This window comes from Sporosarcina oncorhynchi (assembly GCF_033304615.1).
Classification (GTDB): Bacteria; Bacillota; Bacilli; order Bacillales_A; family Planococcaceae; genus Sporosarcina; species Sporosarcina oncorhynchi.
The window spans coordinates 2233125-2249426 of record NZ_CP129118.1 but is presented as its reverse complement, the minus strand read 5'-3'; the positions used below and the strand labels follow the sequence as shown (position 1 = coordinate 2249426).

Genomic DNA, 16302 nt, shown 5'->3' with positions numbered 1-16302 from the left:
ATGCAGGAGGAGTGGTTTTGAGATTTCATGGGCAGTCACCCCGGAAATACAATAAAAGAATCAGACAGAGTTATCGTTATCCGAACCATGGACCAAAACGAAAACGGCGTTGGTTACCGATACTCTTTCCCGCATTTATTTTGACAATCGCGATATTTTTATACAGTGTCAACGCAAAATTGACACCAATCTATATGAATTATGCAGAAGTGCAGACAGAAAAAATCGCTGCGCATGTCATTACACAGGCGATTAAATCCCGTTCGACAGAAATGTATAATGTGAATGATATTATTGAAAATGTCCCAACGGACTCGCCGGGCATGGTGACGAACACGTTTAATACAGAAATTATCAGTAAAACAATGGCTGAAATTCAAAGTCTGATTGAAGCGCATCTAGAGCTAGCCGAACGGGGAGAGCTAGAAATACTTCCTCTCAGTGAAAATATTAAATATGATCCTGATGAGATGGAAACTTACGGCGGGGTAGTTTTCTTCGTGCCGATGGGGCAGGCGACCAATATTCCTTTACTTGGAAACTTGGGACCTAAAATCCCTATTCGCTTTCACGTAATCGGCGACGTTCAGACAACAATTGAAAATGAAATAGAGGAATTTGGTATTAACAATGCAATCGTCACAGTTAACGTTGTTGTAACGGTAAATGTTCAAATCATTGTACCGCTTGCGACAAGAAAGAGTGTAGTGACGCAGAAGATACCAGTGGCAATCGGCTTGATCCAAAGTCCGATTCCTCAAATTTATAATCGTGGAGATGTTAATCCTCCCCAAATCGAAGTGCCATTTCCACTGAAAGGGCAGGAATAATCAGTTAGTTGTTAAGCGCAAGTAAACCTGTTATTGTAGTTGAACAAGAGGAACACCGATTAGGTAGAGGCTGCAGGACTTATTAGTAGCGAACGTAGATTGGCATCAGTGATCGTTCGTGAAAGGAAGTTTTGCCGAAGTGTGAATTGGATCGCCAATCCATTCACATTGGGGTCATTTCGAATAGGAATGACACTGTCATGCATACATACATGCATGATGAGCTACAGATCGTGCGTTAGATAAATCAATTTGAAATTATCAAACAAACGACATGTAGAATAAGCCGATGCCTGACACACACTAACTGTGTAACGGGCATCGGTTTTTTCTATTTCCTATTTGTTCTTCAATATAGAAAGATTTAAGGAGGAAATAAGTATGATTGGTACGTGGGTTTCAATACTGCCACCATTGATTGCGATCGTGATGGTGCTTGCGACAAAAAGGGTTCTTTTATCACTTGGTTCAGGAATTTTGACAGCGGCATTATTAGTTGCTTCCTTTGCACCTGTTGAAACAGTAAAGCATTTATGGTCCGCATTGACTGTATCGTTTTGGGCTGACGGTGAACTGAATACATACAATATATTTATCATGGTATTTGTATTATTTTTAGGAATCATAACCGCATTTGTTAGTTTATCGGGAGGAAGCAGAGCGTTTGCCGATTGGGCAGTCCGCCATATCAAAACTAGGCGCGGTGCAAAGTTATTGACGGTATTTCTTGGATTGCTCATTTTTGTCGATGATTACTTCAATTCATTGGCAGTTGGACAAGTGTCCCGTCCGATTACGGATAAGCACAGAATTTCACGTGCCAAGCTTGCGTATTTCATCGATTCCACATCTGCACCCATCTGTGTTGTCTCACCTATTTCAAGCTGGGGGGCTTTCTTAATTGGCCAGTTGGCACTTATCCTGGGAACTACGACGGCGGTCAATTATTCACCGCTATCCGCCTTCCTCATGATGGCACCGATGAACTTTTATGTTATCGCAACATTAGCGATGGTCTTTTTCTTCGCGTGGACGAATATCGATTTCTTTACGATGAAAAAACATGAAGAAATTGCACAGAAAACTGGTCAATTATTCGATCCGGAAAAAGAGATTCCTGGTCAATTGAAAGAGGATTTTCCGGAACATAACTACGGACGTGTACTAGATCTGGTTGCACCGATCCTGACACTCGTTGCCGTTACACTAGGCATGATGGTGTGGACAGGCTATCGTGCTACACAATCATTGAATATATGGGCAATATTCGAAAATACGGATGTCCCATTATCGTTAGTCACAGGTGGTCTTATAGGTACTTTGTTGGCAGCGATTCTTTATATCGCACAAATGGGTCGCAATGAAACAGCTTCTTATCGACTAGTCGGTAAAGCGTTGTCTACGGGAGTTAAAGCGATGATGCCGGCAATCCTCATATTGCTGTTAGCATGGAGCTTAACATATTTAATCGATATTTTGGAAACAGGTCCATTCCTCTCCACTGTTGTAGAGAAGTCAAATATTCCTGTAAACTTCCTTCCTGTTATCATGTTCATTCTAGCGGGGTTAATGGCATTTTCAACCGGAACTTCATGGGGATCATTCGGTATATTGCTTCCAATCGCGGGGACAATTATGATCAATGCTGCACCTGAATTGTTATTGCCTGCTTTGTCAGCTGTTCTTGCAGGGGCAGTATTCGGTGATCACTGTTCACCGATTTCAGATACAACAATCCTATCTTCTACAGGAGCCGGTTCAAATCACATAGACCATGTGGCGACTCAGTTGCCTTATGCGTTAATTGCTGCAGCCATCGCATCGTTCGGCTATATTATCCTTGGGCTGACAGGTTCAGTCTGGGTTGGACTGATTGGTGTCATCCTGTCGATAGTTGTCTTATTCACAATCTGGACTGTGAAAAGCCGCCGTCAAATAGAACTAACAACATGATTCAAACGTGAATCTGTCATGGTAGAGACATCTGCTATGACAGATTTTTTTGTTTGGCATAATCTGTTTACCGATATCATAAAGTTTTAATGTACCTCTGAATTCTAAAACGAATTTCCTATAGCAAATTAGTCTGACAGGTTTCAAGATAATTAGATATCTATGGATTCACTATATAAAAATTATTTTGACAACAATAACTAAGACGTATATACTATCGTTAAGATTATATAATAATCTGAAAATACTAACGAGTCAATGAATCTACTAGAAAGGGGAGAGAGTATGGAACAACGTTCGCAATGGGGGACACGTGCCGGTTTTATTATGGCAGCGGTTGGATCGGCGGTCGGTTTAGGAAATATCTGGCGTTTTCCGTATGTTGCATATGAAAACGGCGGAGGGGCATTTTTCATACCTTATTTATTTGCACTTTTAACTGCAGGAATTCCGATTCTGATTATGGAATTCACGATAGGTCATAAGTATCGTGGGTCAGCTCCATTATCATTCTTCCGTATGAAAGGAAAAGGAGCAGAATGGATTGGCTGGTGGGGAATCTTTGTATCATTTGTCATTTCGACATATTATGCTGTAATTATTGCCTGGGCAATGAAGTACACAATCTACTCTTTCAATTTGAAGTGGGGAGATGACACAGGAGGTTTCCTATTCGGGGATGTTTTGAACTTGGCGGACAATCCGGGGGAAGTCGGCGGACTCGTACCTGGGGTTGTAGTACCATTATTGCTCGTATGGGCAATCGCTTTTGTCATTCTATTGGCTGGTGTTAAAAGAGGAATCGAATTGGCGAACCGGATTTTCATTCCGACGTTAATCGTTATCTTTATCATGGTAGTCATTCGAGCTGTTACGCTTGATGGTGCTGCAATTGGTTTGGAAGCGCTCTTTAAGCCAGATCTGAGTAAGCTCGCTGATTCCACTGTATGGGTAGCAGCTTATGGCCATATTTTCTTCAGTTTATCAATCGCATTCGCAATTATGATAACCTATTCTAGTTATTTACCTAAGAAATCTGATATTACAAATAACGCATTTATTACTGGTTTTGCAAATTCCGGGTTTGAGTTATTAGCCGGGATTGGAGTATTTGCAGCACTTGGCTTTATGGCAACTCAATCAGGGCAATCCGTTTCCGAAGTTGCAACTGCCGGTGTTGGATTGGCATTCGTTGTATTCCCTAAAATTATTAGTGAGATGCCTGGGATGAATGGCTTGTTCGGTGCATTGTTCTTCCTGTCGCTCGTTCTAGCCGGGATAACCTCTCTCATATCCATTTGTGAAACATATATTGCCGGATTCTCAGAAAAATTCAATATTTCGCGTACGAAAGCAGTTATTTTTGGTGTAGGGTCTGCTGCGATCATATCGTTATTGTTCGCAACGCGTGGCGGTCTATACTTCCTTGACACTGCGGATTATTTCATCAACCAATTTGGTGTTGCAGCAATCGGACTGATTGAAGTCTTCATGATTTCATGGGTCTTCCGTAAACTTGGTGTATTTGAAGCGCATGCCAACGAGATTTCAGATATCCGGGTCGGGATGCTATGGAGAGTTTGCTTAAGTATCATTACGCCATTAGTGCTCGGTTATATGATGATTGACTTATTCCGTGTCAATATTATGAAACTACATGATACAGACAATGGAAACTATGAAGGGTATCCAGACGCATTCATCCTACAAAGCGGCTGGCTTGTCGCAGGATTCGCCATCGTCATGGCTATTATCTTTACGCTCATGAAGTGGAATAAAAAAACGAGTGATTCGACAGACTATGATAATCGATAAGGAGGATTCACAATGAGTGGAGCAGCAATATTTATGATGATTCTCGGAATCCTCGTCATTTGGGGAGGACTTGCAGGAAGCATCTTCTATGCAGTCTCAAAATCAAAGGGCAGAGCATAATGTAAATGAATTTTGTTTAAAGGAAAGCGTCTTGTAATGGACGCTTTCCTTTTGCATTTTATGGAATAGACAGCGATTACAATTCTAAAAGCTATAGTTGTTCGTAGTCTGAATTTATGTTACATTGTCTGAAGAGAAACATATGCTGGAAAGTTGATAGGAATGGAGTCGGTTACCGTGTCTTGTAGGCCAGAGGTAGGAAAAAAAGTAGAGCATATCCGTAAACCGGATTGGCTCAAAATCAAATTGAATACCAATGAAAACTATACAGATCTGAAAAAGTTGATGCGTGAAAAAAACTTGAATACAGTTTGCGAAGAAGCACGTTGTCCGAACATTCATGAATGTTGGGGAGAAAGACGAACTGCCACATTTATGATTCTAGGTGCTGTTTGTACAAGAGCATGCCGTTTTTGCGCGGTCAAAACAGGTCTCCCAAATGAATTGGATTTGGCTGAACCGGAACGTGTTGCAGAGTCTGTATCGCTTATGAATTTGAAGCATGTCGTTGTAACAGCTGTAGCGAGAGATGATTTGAAAGATGGCGGTTCTGAAGTGTTTGCAGAAACAATTCGTGCAATCAGACGTCAAAATCCTTTCACGACGGTAGAAGTATTGCCTTCTGATATGGGTGGAGATATCGAAAACTTACAGCGATTAATGGATGCGAAGCCTGATATTCTGAACCACAATATTGAAACAGTACGCAGGCTCACGCCTAGAGTTCGTGCACGAGCGACGTATGATCGTTCATTGGAATTGTTGAGACGCGCTAAAGAGATGTATCCCGAAATCCCTACAAAATCCTCATTAATGCTAGGATTAGGTGAAACCGTAGAAGAGATCATTGAAACGATGGATGATTTGCGAGCTAATAATGTAGATATTATGACAATCGGTCAATATTTACAACCTACAAAAAAGCACCTAAAAGTTCAGAAGTACTATACGCCACAGGAATTCGGAGAGTTACGTGAAATTGCGATGACAAAAGGATTTTCACATTGTGAAGCAGGTCCACTTGTCCGTTCAAGCTACCATGCTGACGAACAAGTAAACGCGGCTGCGAAAGAAAGACAACGTATTGGAGACGAAATGTTGAAGTCCACAGTTAAAAGCTGAGATGGCGGTGATAAACATGGTTACAATCAATAATTTTGAATATGAAATCATAACGGATTACCGTGAAGGATTTAATGAAGAGGCATTAAATGCAAGGTTTAGTGATGTCCTTTCAAAATACGATTATATTTTAGGGGACTGGGGCTATAGTCAGCTAAGATTAAAGGGATTCTTTGATGATAAAAATCCGAAAGCGACATATGAAACGAAAATTAGTACTTTGCAGGATTACATTTATGAATACTGCAATTTTGGATGTGCATACTTCGTCCTTCAGAAAACCGGCAAGGTCAAACCGAAACCAGTAGAAGAAGAATGATCGGATAATCCGCCCCGCAAGCAGACTCATGCTTGCGGGGCGGTTCATTTTTCAGTTGAATATGGTATGATTGTAAAGGAGTTTAGACAATCGGGAGGGAACTGCATTGTATTTTATCGATCGCACTAAAATCAATGAAACACTTGCTTATATGGAAAGTCTATTGGCGTTATTTGAAGGACATCAAAAATGGAATGAAGACAAAATTCATTCATTGGCACTTGAAAGAATTGCCCATACAATCGTGGAATCTATTATCGATGTCGGGAATTCAATGATAGACGGGTTTATTATGCGTGATCCGGGCAGCTACGATGATATTATCGATATTATGGAAGACGAAAAAGTCATTACAACGGATATGGCAGATCCACTGAAGAAAGTCATTGGCCTCCGTAAAATGATCGTCCGTGAATTTGTAGAAGTGGATAGCGCTGCAATTGAATCAGTTTTGATAGATACAAAAGAAGTAATCCGGGAGTTCCCGGTTAAAGTACGCTATTACTTGGAGAATGATCTTGGCCCAATATCAGCATTCAGTCCGTTGGAGCAATAAGGATGCATCGTTATAAAGCGGTTTGTTTAGATCTCGACGGAACTGTCTACAAAGGACAAGAAGTTATTAAAGATGCACAATTGTTTATCCGTAAATTGCAAAAAGCAGGAACTGAGCCGTATTACATAACGAATAATTCATCGTTGACCGCAGAGCAGTTCACTGCAAAGCTTTCCGCAATGGGTATATCGACAAGTCCTGACAGAATCATGACTTCAGCCATCGCTGCTGCAAAGTACTGCAAGGAAAAGTATGAGGGAGCATCTGTTATGATGATCGGCGAAGAAGGACTTGAAGCCGCGTTGAAGTTTGAAGATATTGCATTGACAACTACTAATCCAGATATCGTTGTTGTCGGTATTGATCGACATATAAGTTATGAAAAACTATCAAAAGTCAGTTTGGCCATACAGGGCGGTGCGCGTTTTATCGCAACGAACAAAGATGTGGCACTTCCGACTGAAGATGGCCTCGTACCGGGGAATGGCTCTTTCGTGAAGTTATTGGAAACGACGACAGGCATTGAAGCGCTGACAGTCGGCAAACCGGAATCGCATATGTTGCATTTTATTCAGGAAAAAGGGTATAGGAAAGATGAAATGATTATGATTGGAGACAATTATGATACGGATATTCAGGCGGGTATCCGTTTTGGTATCGATACGATCTATGTGGAAGGCGGAGTCACTTCAGCAGATTCTGTTTTAAAGAAACAGGATCAGCCGACATTTATGTATAAGACTATGTCTGATTGGCATGCATGAAAAAAAGTAGGAAACGGATGATACTAACCCATTTCCTACTTTTTTATAATTGTCGAGCATTGATTATTGCTTTAGAATAAAGGGTTTTCCTCGATGAACTCTTGAATGCGTTCGGTCAATTCTTCAGGTGTTTCAGCTTCTACAACTTCACCATTGACGAGCGCATACAGCGATTCAGCACATTTAGTACAATAGCTGAGACAGCCATATTCCAGAACATCTATATTCGGATCTCTTTCCAACGCTTCTAATGTTTTCTGTGAACCGTTGGCAAGATTACTAATGCAAAACTCAACGATCGGATTCAAAACGATCACCTCACCTAGTTGAAATGCTACTATTATTTCTTGCGGACGTCAATTACCATGTCTTATTGTGAAATATCTCACAAACTGTTATAATCTGAATGGTGAACAATACGGAAAAACGACAAACAAAGGAGATCGCTATGAGAAAACTAGTGTTATTAGGTGCAGGCTACGGGAATATGCGCATTTTGCTTCGTCTGCTCAATAAAGAATTGCCGGCCGATGTCGAAATCACACTTATCGACAGGACGCCTTTCCATAGTCTGAAGACTGAATTCTATGCACTGGCGGCAGGAACTGCGCCGGATTCAGAAGTTCGGGTAGCTCTTCCTAAACATGAGAGATTGCATGTAATCGAAGGAGAAATACTGGAAATCGAATTAGAAGACAAAACTGTTTTACTAAGTAACGGTGAAGCTGTGCGGTATGACGAACTCGTAATCGGACTTGGTTGTGAAGATAATTATCACGATGTACCCGGAGCTGCCGAGTATACGGATAGTATCCAGACAATAGGGAAATCACGCAATACCTATAAAAAGCTTCAAGGTCTTGGTGGCGGCGCGACAGTCGGAATTGTAGGAGCGGGACTGAGCGGCATTGAACTCGCCAGTGAGTTGCGGGAAAGCCGTCCTGACCTTAAGATTAAATTATTTGACCGTGGACCGCGAATCATGAAAGATTTTCCGGAAAGACTGAGTAACTATGTTAAAGGCTGGTTCGACAAACACGAAGTCGAAGTGATTTCCAATTCCAACATTACCGAAGTTGGAGAGAAAGTCCTTTACAATCATGAAGAAAAGATTGAAGTTGACGTTGTAGTTTGGACTGCTGGTATTCAGCCTGTGAAAAGCGTTCTTGATATGGACGTAGAGAAGGACCGTGGGCGAGTCGTCTTAAATCAGTATCACCAAATTCCAAACTTTGAGAACGTCTATGTCGTCGGCGATAATGCTGCATTACCACATGCTCCAAGTGCTCAACTAGCTGAAGAGCAGGCAGAACAAATCATAAAAGTTCTGCGTCTTGTCTGGAACAATCAACCGTTGCCTGCTGAAATGCCCGAAATCAAACTCAAAGGTTTCATGGGTTCGTTAGGTAAGAAACAAGGATTCGCTTATTTAGCAGATCGCACTGTTACAGGAAGAATCGCACGGTTGTTGAAGTCTGGTGTTCTTTGGATGTACAAATGGCATAATGGTTGAATTGAAAATCCCTCACGTGCATCATACATGCGTGAGGGATTTTTTCTCAATTATTTAAATCCATTATCAATCAGAAATTATTCTTTAGAGACGTAACCGTGTTTTTCAAGTTCATTGAAAACCGGTTTCAGTTGAATATGTCCTTCACCAATCATTTCGTCGCCAATCATGACGAGCGGATAGAAGTATTCATCATTCAATACTTTGTCAGCCATTTCTTTTTGTTTTGGATCTGAAATGTCTGATTCAATATCAATGTATTCAATTTCAACAGGTTGTTCAGGATATTTCCGGCTGATTGCAGCTTGAAGCCATTCATACGTGTCCTTGGAAGAAGGCGAATTGACACAGCTCGCACAAATGATATCTGCCCCATAAATTTCGATTTTTGCATTCTTTGTACTCAATGAAATTACCCCTTTCAGTTTCTCTATTGGATTTTTTCCTTAATCCAGTTTATAATAAGTATAATGAAAGGGGAGACATAACACAATGACAGATACAGCAATGATGGAACCAGTACAGGAAGTTTTGAATAAATTACGTCCATTCCTTCTTAGAGATGGCGGAGATTGTGAATTAGTCGATATCGATGAGGGGATTGTAAAGCTGCGTCTATTGGGCGCTTGCGGCACATGTCCGAGTTCGACGATCACATTGAAAGCGGGTATTGAAAGAGCATTGCTTGAAGAAGTACCTGGAGTAGTAGAAGTGGAACAAGTATTTTAATCGTTTTAAAAGCGGACTGCTAATCAGTCCGCTTTTAATTTTTCCTGCTTTTTAGTGTCTCGTATTTCCTGCCAACGCTCTTTTGCCATGTCGATAATTTGAGGTTCTGTAGAAGTTCGCTGACTCTCGATAACTTTGGAGAAGTTTCGTGTGGCTCCTTCAACATCCCCGATTTGATGTGAAAGCTCGGCAATCATATAGAGGACTCTTGTTTCGGACATTTGCGTTCCGACATGATCACTTTCAGAATATGCTTCCGTATAAAGATCACGTGCAATTGCGCGAAACCTCATCTCTGTATCGTAATCCTGCAAATCATTATATAACCAGGCGATTCTAAGCGTAATTCCGGCCATTGTCAATGACTTTTCTTTTTTTACACTTGCACTTAAATACGCCAGCTTATAGGCTTCGATCGCTTCCTCTATCGTCCGTTCATCACCGAACGATCGTCCGCTCCATAAGGACGTGATTGTATTTGTAATTTCTTTTTTTATACCTGGTGCAAAGTATGAAGAAAAATCGTCAGTATATGAAAATCCGCAATGAGGGCAAACGGCGACATTATATAATAAAGGATTAATCGCTTTGTCCGCATAGACAGGTTTAAAGTCGGAATCATGATTTGTAACACGCACAAACCGTGAACGGATCTTGGTTGTAGTAAATTTCTCCTTGCAGTTTAGACACTCCATTTTCTTCTTGTATGCAGGACTTATTTCCATTGGTATTCATCCTTTCGTACTATGTTAACTATTATACATCATATTAGATTGTTTGGAGTAAATATGATTGCGTATTAACCAAAAAGATTGGTATGATAAAGAAAAGCGGGAAGGTGGATGTAAATGACACAATACGTTGAAATTACTGAATCTGCTGCCTATCACGTAAAAGAGATGATGGCACATAACGGTGAGGAAAATGCTTATCTTCGAGTCGCTGTCAATGGCGGCGGATGCAGTGGGCTGACATATGGTTTAGGTTTTGAGGAAAACAAATCGGAGACTGATTATTTAATGACCCAGCACGGCATTAATATCGTCGTATCGATTGAAGATGCAGGTGTTTTAGAAGGTACGAAAGTAGATTATAAGGAATCGCTAATGGGTGGAGGCTTCACCATTGAAAATCCAAATGCAATTGCTTCATGTGGATGTGGAACTTCATTCAGAACAGCTAAAAAAGTAGGCACACCAGAAGTATGTGAGTAAAATGCAGACCTTTTTTCAGGTCGATATTCCTTCCGGGGAATGGTCGATTTGAGGGAGGGTCTTTATTATTATATTCATTTTTAATAATTTAACATTAAAGTGTTGAAAAAGCCTTTTAAAAGGGCTACTATTGTAAGGTAGAAGTTTGTCGAATATAGACAAATGCCAGGACTGAGCAAATCGTCGTATGAACCGATTGTCAACGGACCCGGCACATAATAAATTAAAAGGTGGTTTCGATTTTCGTGAAAAGACCGACAATCTTAGTATTAGGTGCGGGTTACGGCGGTTTATCCACAGTCGTCAACTTGCAAAAATCCATTGGTGCTGACGATGCTAATATCGTACTAATCAATAAGAACGAGTATCACTACGAGTCCACGTGGTTGCATGAAGCAGCTGCAGGAACTTTGACGCCTGAGCAAGTGCGTTATGACGTGAAAGACGTTATTAATGAAGGAAAAGTTCAATTCGTCCAAGCTGAAGTTACAGCTATCGATATTCCTGGGAAAGTTGTAACGACAAATGTCGGTACACATACGTATGACTATCTTGTCATCGGTTTAGGATTCGAAGGGGAAACGTTTGGTATTACTGGTTTGGACAAGTATGCTTTGTCCATTGCTAACGTAAAAGCTGCGCGTCAAATCCGTGAACATATAGAATATCAATTCGCTACATGGTCACTTGAAGAAGTGAAAGACGATAGCCGTTTGACAATCGTCGTTGGCGGTGCGGGCTTCACAGGAATCGAATTCCTTGGAGAGCTAGGCAACCGTGTACCAGAACTTTGTGAGGAATTCGACGTTCCTAAAGAAAAAGTACGTGTCATCTGTGTCGAAGCAGCACCTATGGTTTTACCAGGATTTGATCCTGAACTTGTAACTTATGCTGTCAGACAATTGGAAGCAAAAGGAATTGAATTCTCGATTGGAACTCCAGTCGTTGAAGCGACTCCTGAAGGCGTTAACATCAAAAAAGGCGAAGATGAGTTTGAATTCATCAAAGCTGGTACAGTCGTCTGGGCTGCAGGTGTTCGAGGAAACCGTCTGATCGAAGAGACAGGTATCGAAAACATGCGTGCGCGTGTTAAAGTCGACAAAGATCTTCGTGCTCCAGGTCATAGCGATGTATTCATCGTTGGTGACTGTGCATTGATGATCAATGAAGAAACGAACCGCCCATACCCACCAACTGCACAGATTGCTATGCAGCAAGGGGATATGATTGCAAATAATATCCTTGCTTTGATGAAAGGTGAACCAACTTCTAAATTCGTTCCTGACCTAAAAGGAAGTATCGCTTCCCTTGGTGACGACGATGCAATCGGAGTTGCTTTTGGTAAAAAAATGTTTGGTAAAAAAGCATCATTCATGAAGAAAATGGTTGACAACCGTGCGCTATTCCTTATCGGTGGAGTTGGCCTAACACTTAAAAAAGGTAAGTTTAACTTACTTAAATAATAGCGAGATAAGCTGTCTAACACCTGCCCTTAATCTGGCAGGTGTTTTTTAACAGGAAGGGAGACTTCCTATGCAACTATCTCTTTAAAGCTATGCCAAAATAAATCCTGTATAAACGTACATAATTTCGTCACGACGCATTTAATTGAAAGGTAGCAGCCGTTGTTGTAAAATGGTGAGTGGAAAGCGGAGGTATAAAAAATTGGGATCAATTTCATTGACGCATGTCGTATTATCCATACTTATTTTCATGGTCATGTTTTTCGGGATAGGCTTTTTATTGAACATGTTGCTTCGCATGACGTGGTTAATGGCCATCATCTATCCGATTGTTGTTATTTTAATTATTGATGAAGTGAGAGTATACGAGTATCTCACGAAACCGGGCTATGCCTTCGGAATGCTTGGCGATAAAATCCTGTCCCTACATGCAGCTGATATTATCATTTTGACGAGCGGGTTGGTCGGGGCCATCATTTCTGGATTTGTGATGAAGTTACTGCGTAAACAAGGCTATCAAATGTTTTGACCGATACAAAAACAAAAAAGGCGCTCCCATAACGGGAACGTCTTTTTTCATGTCACGATTAATGAATATGTGATGATAGAGATTAAGATACCGGTTACGGAGCCTGCAAACACTTCGCTGGGCTTATGACCAAGCAGTGTTTTTAACTCCATAATCTTTTGCTGTCCGTCTTTATGAGGCCAGCCTTTTACTTCAGTTACAAAGGTCTGGAAATCTAAACGCATCTGATTGATGATTAATGCCTGTTGTCCCGCCTGGTAACGAATACCTGTTGCGTCAAACATGACAATAACCGCAAAAATAGCAGATACCGCAAAGATCGGCGAATCTAATCCAACTTCATAGGCAATGGCAGTCGTTAATGCAGATACAGCTGCTGAATGGGAGCTCGGCATCCCGCCCGTAGACGTCATCAGCTTCCAGTCTAACTTCCGTGTCAATAAAAAATGAATAGGGATTTTCACGAACTGTGCGAAAAAAATCGCGAATAATGCCGCAAGGAGCGGAGTGTTTTGTAAGAGGGCCATTAAGTCCACTCCTTTTCTAAAAAATGAAAATATACCTTAAGTATAACATAGTCGGGTTAATGAATGAGATAGTACGGTGTTCGAATTAATATTTTGGGTTTGGACGACGAGTAGTATATAATAGAATATGAATGAAAAGGGGGAGACAGTCAAATGAAAGCATCATTTATTGAAAACGGTTTCGGTAATGTGAAATCGGAAACACTACTAATCGGTGTACCAGAACATCCTGAAAATATTGAAGGATGGGACGGATTTGCGCAAGTCTTCAGTCCACGCTTAATGGATTGGATAAAATCTGGAGATATTAAAAGTGAATTTAAAAGTATTGTAAAAATGCCTGCAATTGAAGCAGGGAACTTTGAACGAGTAGTATTCATCGGTCTTGGAGCATCAAAAAAGTTAACAGAAGACCTTTTGCGTCAAGCATTTGCGGCTGCAGGTAAAGAACTTGCTGCCATGAAAGCAACATCAGTTGCAATTTGGACAGCTCCATTCAAAAATGAAGAACTAACTTGTGAAGATGTCGTGTTTGCGGCAGGTGAAGGAATCGGGATGGGTGGCTACAAATTCGAAGGCTACCGCACTGATTCAAACGAGAGAGATGTTTCCTTGGAATCGATAACGTTCCTATCCGATAGCGACGTTGAAGAATTAAAAGCAGCATTCGAAGTGGGCAGTACATATGCGCATGCAGTCAATGAAGCGCGTACATTGGTCAATATGCCACCAAACATGTTAACAGCGACGAAAATGGCGGATTACGCTAAAGAACTTGCTGAACAATATGATTTTGAAATTGAAGTTCTCGGTAAAAAAGAAATGGAAGAACTCGGCATGGGAGCTATTTTGGCAGTTAATAAAGGTTCAGTCGAAGAGCCCCGTCTCATCGTCATGAAATATAAAGGTACTGAGAAATGGGAGGACGTCATAGGTCTTGTCGGAAAAGGCGTCACGTATGACACTGGCGGATACTCGTTAAAGCCGCGTGAAGGAATGGTTGGTATGAAAGGCGACATGGGCGGCGCTGCGGCAGTCCTTGGCGCAATGCGAATCATTGGTGAACTGCGTCCAGCGAAGAACGTTGTCGCAGTCATTGGTTCGACAGATAATATGGTTTCAGGCGAGGCGTTCAAACCAGATGACGTGATCACTTCATTAAGCGGGAAAACAATTGAAGTATTGAATACGGATGCAGAAGGTAGACTCGTTCTCGCAGATGCTGTAACGTATGCAAAACAGTCAGGCGCAGATTATTTAATCGATGTTGCGACATTGACAGGCGGTGTTATCGTTGCACTTGGAAATGATAAAACAGGCGCACTGACAAACAACGAAGAATTCTTCGAAGAGTTCATGCAGGCTTCCATGGAAACGGGTGAATTTGTCTGGAGACTTCCGTTGACTGAAAGCGATAAGAAGCGTATTCGAAAAAGTGAAGTAGCGGATTTGAACAACTCACCGGGCCGCGATGGGCATATGATCTTCGGTGGTGGCTTCGTTGGTGAATTCGCAGGGGACACGCCATGGATCCACCTTGATATTGCAGGTACATCAGAAGCCTCAGCACCGCATGACCTGGGTCCTAAAGGAGCAACTGGAGCTATGGTTCGTACGCTTGCTACAATCGTTGAGCGAATGGCACAGGAAGATTAAATCAGTTAAATGAACTAAGACAGCTACCCAGTAGGAATTTCCTTCTGGAGTAGCTGTTTTTTGCTTAAGTAGGTGGGTTGTGGACTCTACGTTTCGTTGCGGCGCAGTTACGTTTCGTTACGAGCATGCTACGTTTCGATACGAGCAATCTACTTTGCGTTGCGGACTCTACGTATCGATACGGCGCAGTTAAGTTTCGTTGCGAGGGTGCTACGTTTCGATACGAGCGTTCTACATTTCGTTGCGCGCTCTACGTTTCGTTGCGGCGCAGTTACGTTTCGATACGAAGGGGCTACGTTTCGATACGAGCAATCTACTTTGCTTTGCGCGCTCTACGTTTCGATACGGCGCAGTTACGTTTCGTTACAAGGGTGCTACGTTTCGATACGAGCGTTCTACATTTCGTTGCGCGCTCTACGTTTCGATACGGCGCAGTTACGTTTCGTTACGAAGGTGCTACGTTTCGATACGAGCGGTTTACATTGTGTTGTGGACTCTACGTTTCGATACGGCGCAGTTACGTTTCGATACGAAGTTGCTACGTTTCGATACGAGCACTCTATATTGCATTGCGGGCTCTACGTTTCGATACGGCGCAGTTACGTTTCGTTACGAAGGTGCTACGTTTCGATACGAGCGCTCTATATTGCATTGCGCGCTCTACGTTTCGATACGGCGCAGTTACGTTTCGATACGCCGCAGCTACGTTTCGATACGAGCGATCTACATTGTTTTGCACACTCCCTATTTCGTCTTGCACAGTACTCCCTCTACTATTCTTTACAACTTATCTCTTAATCAACCTCCAACTAGGCATTCATCCCTCCACACTACGCCCGCCTTGAATAGGATAAGTGAGAAAGGGGGATCATAATGTCACGAAATGCTAGAAGACATGGTGGTTATGGTGGAAACAGCGGATTCGGTGGGTTCGGTGGCTTCGGACAAGGATTTGGTTATGGTGTAGGAGGGCCATTTCTAGGGGGACTTTTTGGCAGCTTCTTAGGAAATGCAATCTTCCCTAATAATTATGGTTACGGCAATCAAGGCTATTATCCATATGGCTATCCGCCGTATGGATATGGGTATTCTCCCTACGGATACGGCTATCCACCATATGGCTATCCGCCTTATGGTTTCGGTTATTAAAGATAAAAAACACACTCAGCACAACTTTGCTGAGTGTGTTTTT

At 41.8% G+C, this 16302-nt stretch carries 19 protein-coding genes and 1 riboswitch; of the genes, 15 read left to right on the top strand and 4 right to left on the bottom strand.

Annotation, left to right across the window (positions count from 1 at the left end; genetic code table 11):
- Positions 1–17: 17 nt before the first annotated feature.
- The 8 genes from yunB to QWT69_RS10895 all read left to right on the top strand — a co-directional run bounded on the left by yunB (position 18) and on the right by QWT69_RS10895 (position 7479).
- Positions 18–830: a sporulation protein YunB gene (gene yunB, locus QWT69_RS10930; RefSeq protein WP_317965605.1), complete on the top strand. Its 813-nt coding sequence runs from the start codon at positions 18–20 to the stop codon at positions 828–830.
- Positions 831–886: 56 nt separating this feature from the next.
- Positions 887–1065, top strand: a riboswitch (Lysine riboswitch).
- A gap of 146 nt (positions 1066–1211) precedes the next feature.
- On the top strand, positions 1212–2783 hold the full coding sequence (locus QWT69_RS10925; RefSeq protein ID WP_317965603.1) for a Na+/H+ antiporter NhaC family protein: 1572 nt from the start codon (positions 1212–1214) through the stop codon (positions 2781–2783).
- Between the two features lie 285 nt (positions 2784–3068).
- Positions 3069–4598 (top strand): sodium-dependent transporter, encoded by a 1530-nt coding sequence (locus QWT69_RS10920; protein ID WP_317965601.1) that lies wholly within the window; start codon positions 3069–3071, stop codon positions 4596–4598.
- A gap of 12 nt (positions 4599–4610) precedes the next feature.
- Entirely contained in the window at positions 4611–4718 is a 108-nt protein-coding gene (locus QWT69_RS10915; RefSeq protein ID WP_317965599.1) for a methionine/alanine import family NSS transporter small subunit, read from the top strand.
- Positions 4719–4880: 162 nt separating this feature from the next.
- Entirely contained in the window at positions 4881–5840 is a 960-nt protein-coding gene (lipA, locus tag QWT69_RS10910; RefSeq protein ID WP_317965597.1) for a lipoyl synthase, read from the top strand.
- A 16-nt stretch (positions 5841–5856) separates the two neighbouring features.
- On the top strand, positions 5857–6159 hold the full coding sequence (locus QWT69_RS10905; protein ID WP_317965595.1) for a YutD family protein: 303 nt from the start codon (positions 5857–5859) through the stop codon (positions 6157–6159).
- A 106-nt stretch (positions 6160–6265) separates the two neighbouring features.
- The gene (locus QWT69_RS10900; RefSeq protein WP_317965594.1) at positions 6266–6715 is read left to right on the top strand and encodes a DUF86 domain-containing protein; all 450 of its coding nucleotides are present in this window, start codon (positions 6266–6268) and stop codon (positions 6713–6715) included.
- A 2-nt stretch (positions 6716–6717) separates the two neighbouring features.
- Positions 6718–7479, top strand: coding sequence for a TIGR01457 family HAD-type hydrolase (locus QWT69_RS10895; RefSeq protein WP_317965592.1), 762 nt, complete (start codon positions 6718–6720; stop codon positions 7477–7479).
- Positions 7480–7550: 71 nt separating this feature from the next.
- On the opposite strand, the gene QWT69_RS10890 is transcribed toward QWT69_RS10895, so the two are convergent.
- Complete coding sequence (locus QWT69_RS10890; RefSeq protein WP_317965590.1) at positions 7551–7787, bottom strand: YuzB family protein; 237 nt, start codon at positions 7785–7787, stop codon at positions 7551–7553.
- Between the two features lie 140 nt (positions 7788–7927).
- On the opposite strand from QWT69_RS10890, the gene QWT69_RS10885 reads away from it, so the two are divergent.
- Entirely contained in the window at positions 7928–8992 is a 1065-nt protein-coding gene (locus QWT69_RS10885; RefSeq protein WP_317965588.1) for an NAD(P)/FAD-dependent oxidoreductase, read from the top strand.
- Between the two features lie 77 nt (positions 8993–9069).
- Here QWT69_RS10885 and QWT69_RS10880 read toward each other — a convergent pair whose 3' ends face one another.
- On the bottom strand, positions 9070–9399 hold the full coding sequence (locus QWT69_RS10880; protein ID WP_317965586.1) for a YuzD family protein: 330 nt from the start codon (positions 9397–9399) through the stop codon (positions 9070–9072).
- Positions 9400–9484: 85 nt separating this feature from the next.
- Between QWT69_RS10880 and QWT69_RS10875 the strand changes: the two genes are divergently transcribed.
- Complete coding sequence (locus tag QWT69_RS10875; RefSeq protein ID WP_317965584.1) at positions 9485–9721, top strand: NifU family protein; 237 nt, start codon at positions 9485–9487, stop codon at positions 9719–9721.
- 23 nt (positions 9722–9744) lie between these two features.
- Here QWT69_RS10875 and QWT69_RS10870 read toward each other — a convergent pair whose 3' ends face one another.
- Entirely contained in the window at positions 9745–10446 is a 702-nt protein-coding gene (locus tag QWT69_RS10870; RefSeq protein WP_317965582.1) for a DUF2225 domain-containing protein, read from the bottom strand.
- Positions 10447–10569: 123 nt separating this feature from the next.
- Between QWT69_RS10870 and QWT69_RS10865 the strand changes: the two genes are divergently transcribed.
- From QWT69_RS10865 to QWT69_RS10855, 3 genes are all read left to right on the top strand, one after another.
- Entirely contained in the window at positions 10570–10935 is a 366-nt protein-coding gene (locus tag QWT69_RS10865; protein WP_317965580.1) for a HesB/IscA family protein, read from the top strand.
- Between the two features lie 245 nt (positions 10936–11180).
- The gene (locus QWT69_RS10860) at positions 11181–12398 is read left to right on the top strand and encodes an NAD(P)/FAD-dependent oxidoreductase (RefSeq protein ID WP_317965578.1); all 1218 of its coding nucleotides are present in this window, start codon (positions 11181–11183) and stop codon (positions 12396–12398) included.
- 250 nt (positions 12399–12648) lie between these two features.
- Positions 12649–12927, top strand: a complete 279-nt coding sequence (locus QWT69_RS10855; protein ID WP_317971041.1) for a YuiB family protein — start codon at positions 12649–12651, stop codon at positions 12925–12927.
- 47 nt (positions 12928–12974) lie between these two features.
- Here QWT69_RS10855 and QWT69_RS10850 read toward each other — a convergent pair whose 3' ends face one another.
- On the bottom strand, positions 12975–13454 hold the full coding sequence (locus tag QWT69_RS10850; RefSeq protein WP_317965576.1) for a divergent PAP2 family protein: 480 nt from the start codon (positions 13452–13454) through the stop codon (positions 12975–12977).
- A gap of 153 nt (positions 13455–13607) precedes the next feature.
- Here QWT69_RS10850 and QWT69_RS10845 point away from each other — a divergent pair, with 153 nt between their 5' ends.
- Both QWT69_RS10845 and QWT69_RS10840 read left to right on the top strand, forming a co-directional pair.
- Positions 13608–15110, top strand: a complete 1503-nt coding sequence (locus QWT69_RS10845) for a leucyl aminopeptidase (RefSeq protein ID WP_317965574.1) — start codon at positions 13608–13610, stop codon at positions 15108–15110.
- Positions 15111–15983: 873 nt separating this feature from the next.
- On the top strand, positions 15984–16259 hold the full coding sequence (locus QWT69_RS10840) for a hypothetical protein (RefSeq protein WP_317965572.1): 276 nt from the start codon (positions 15984–15986) through the stop codon (positions 16257–16259).
- Positions 16260–16302: the final 43 nt, after the last annotated feature.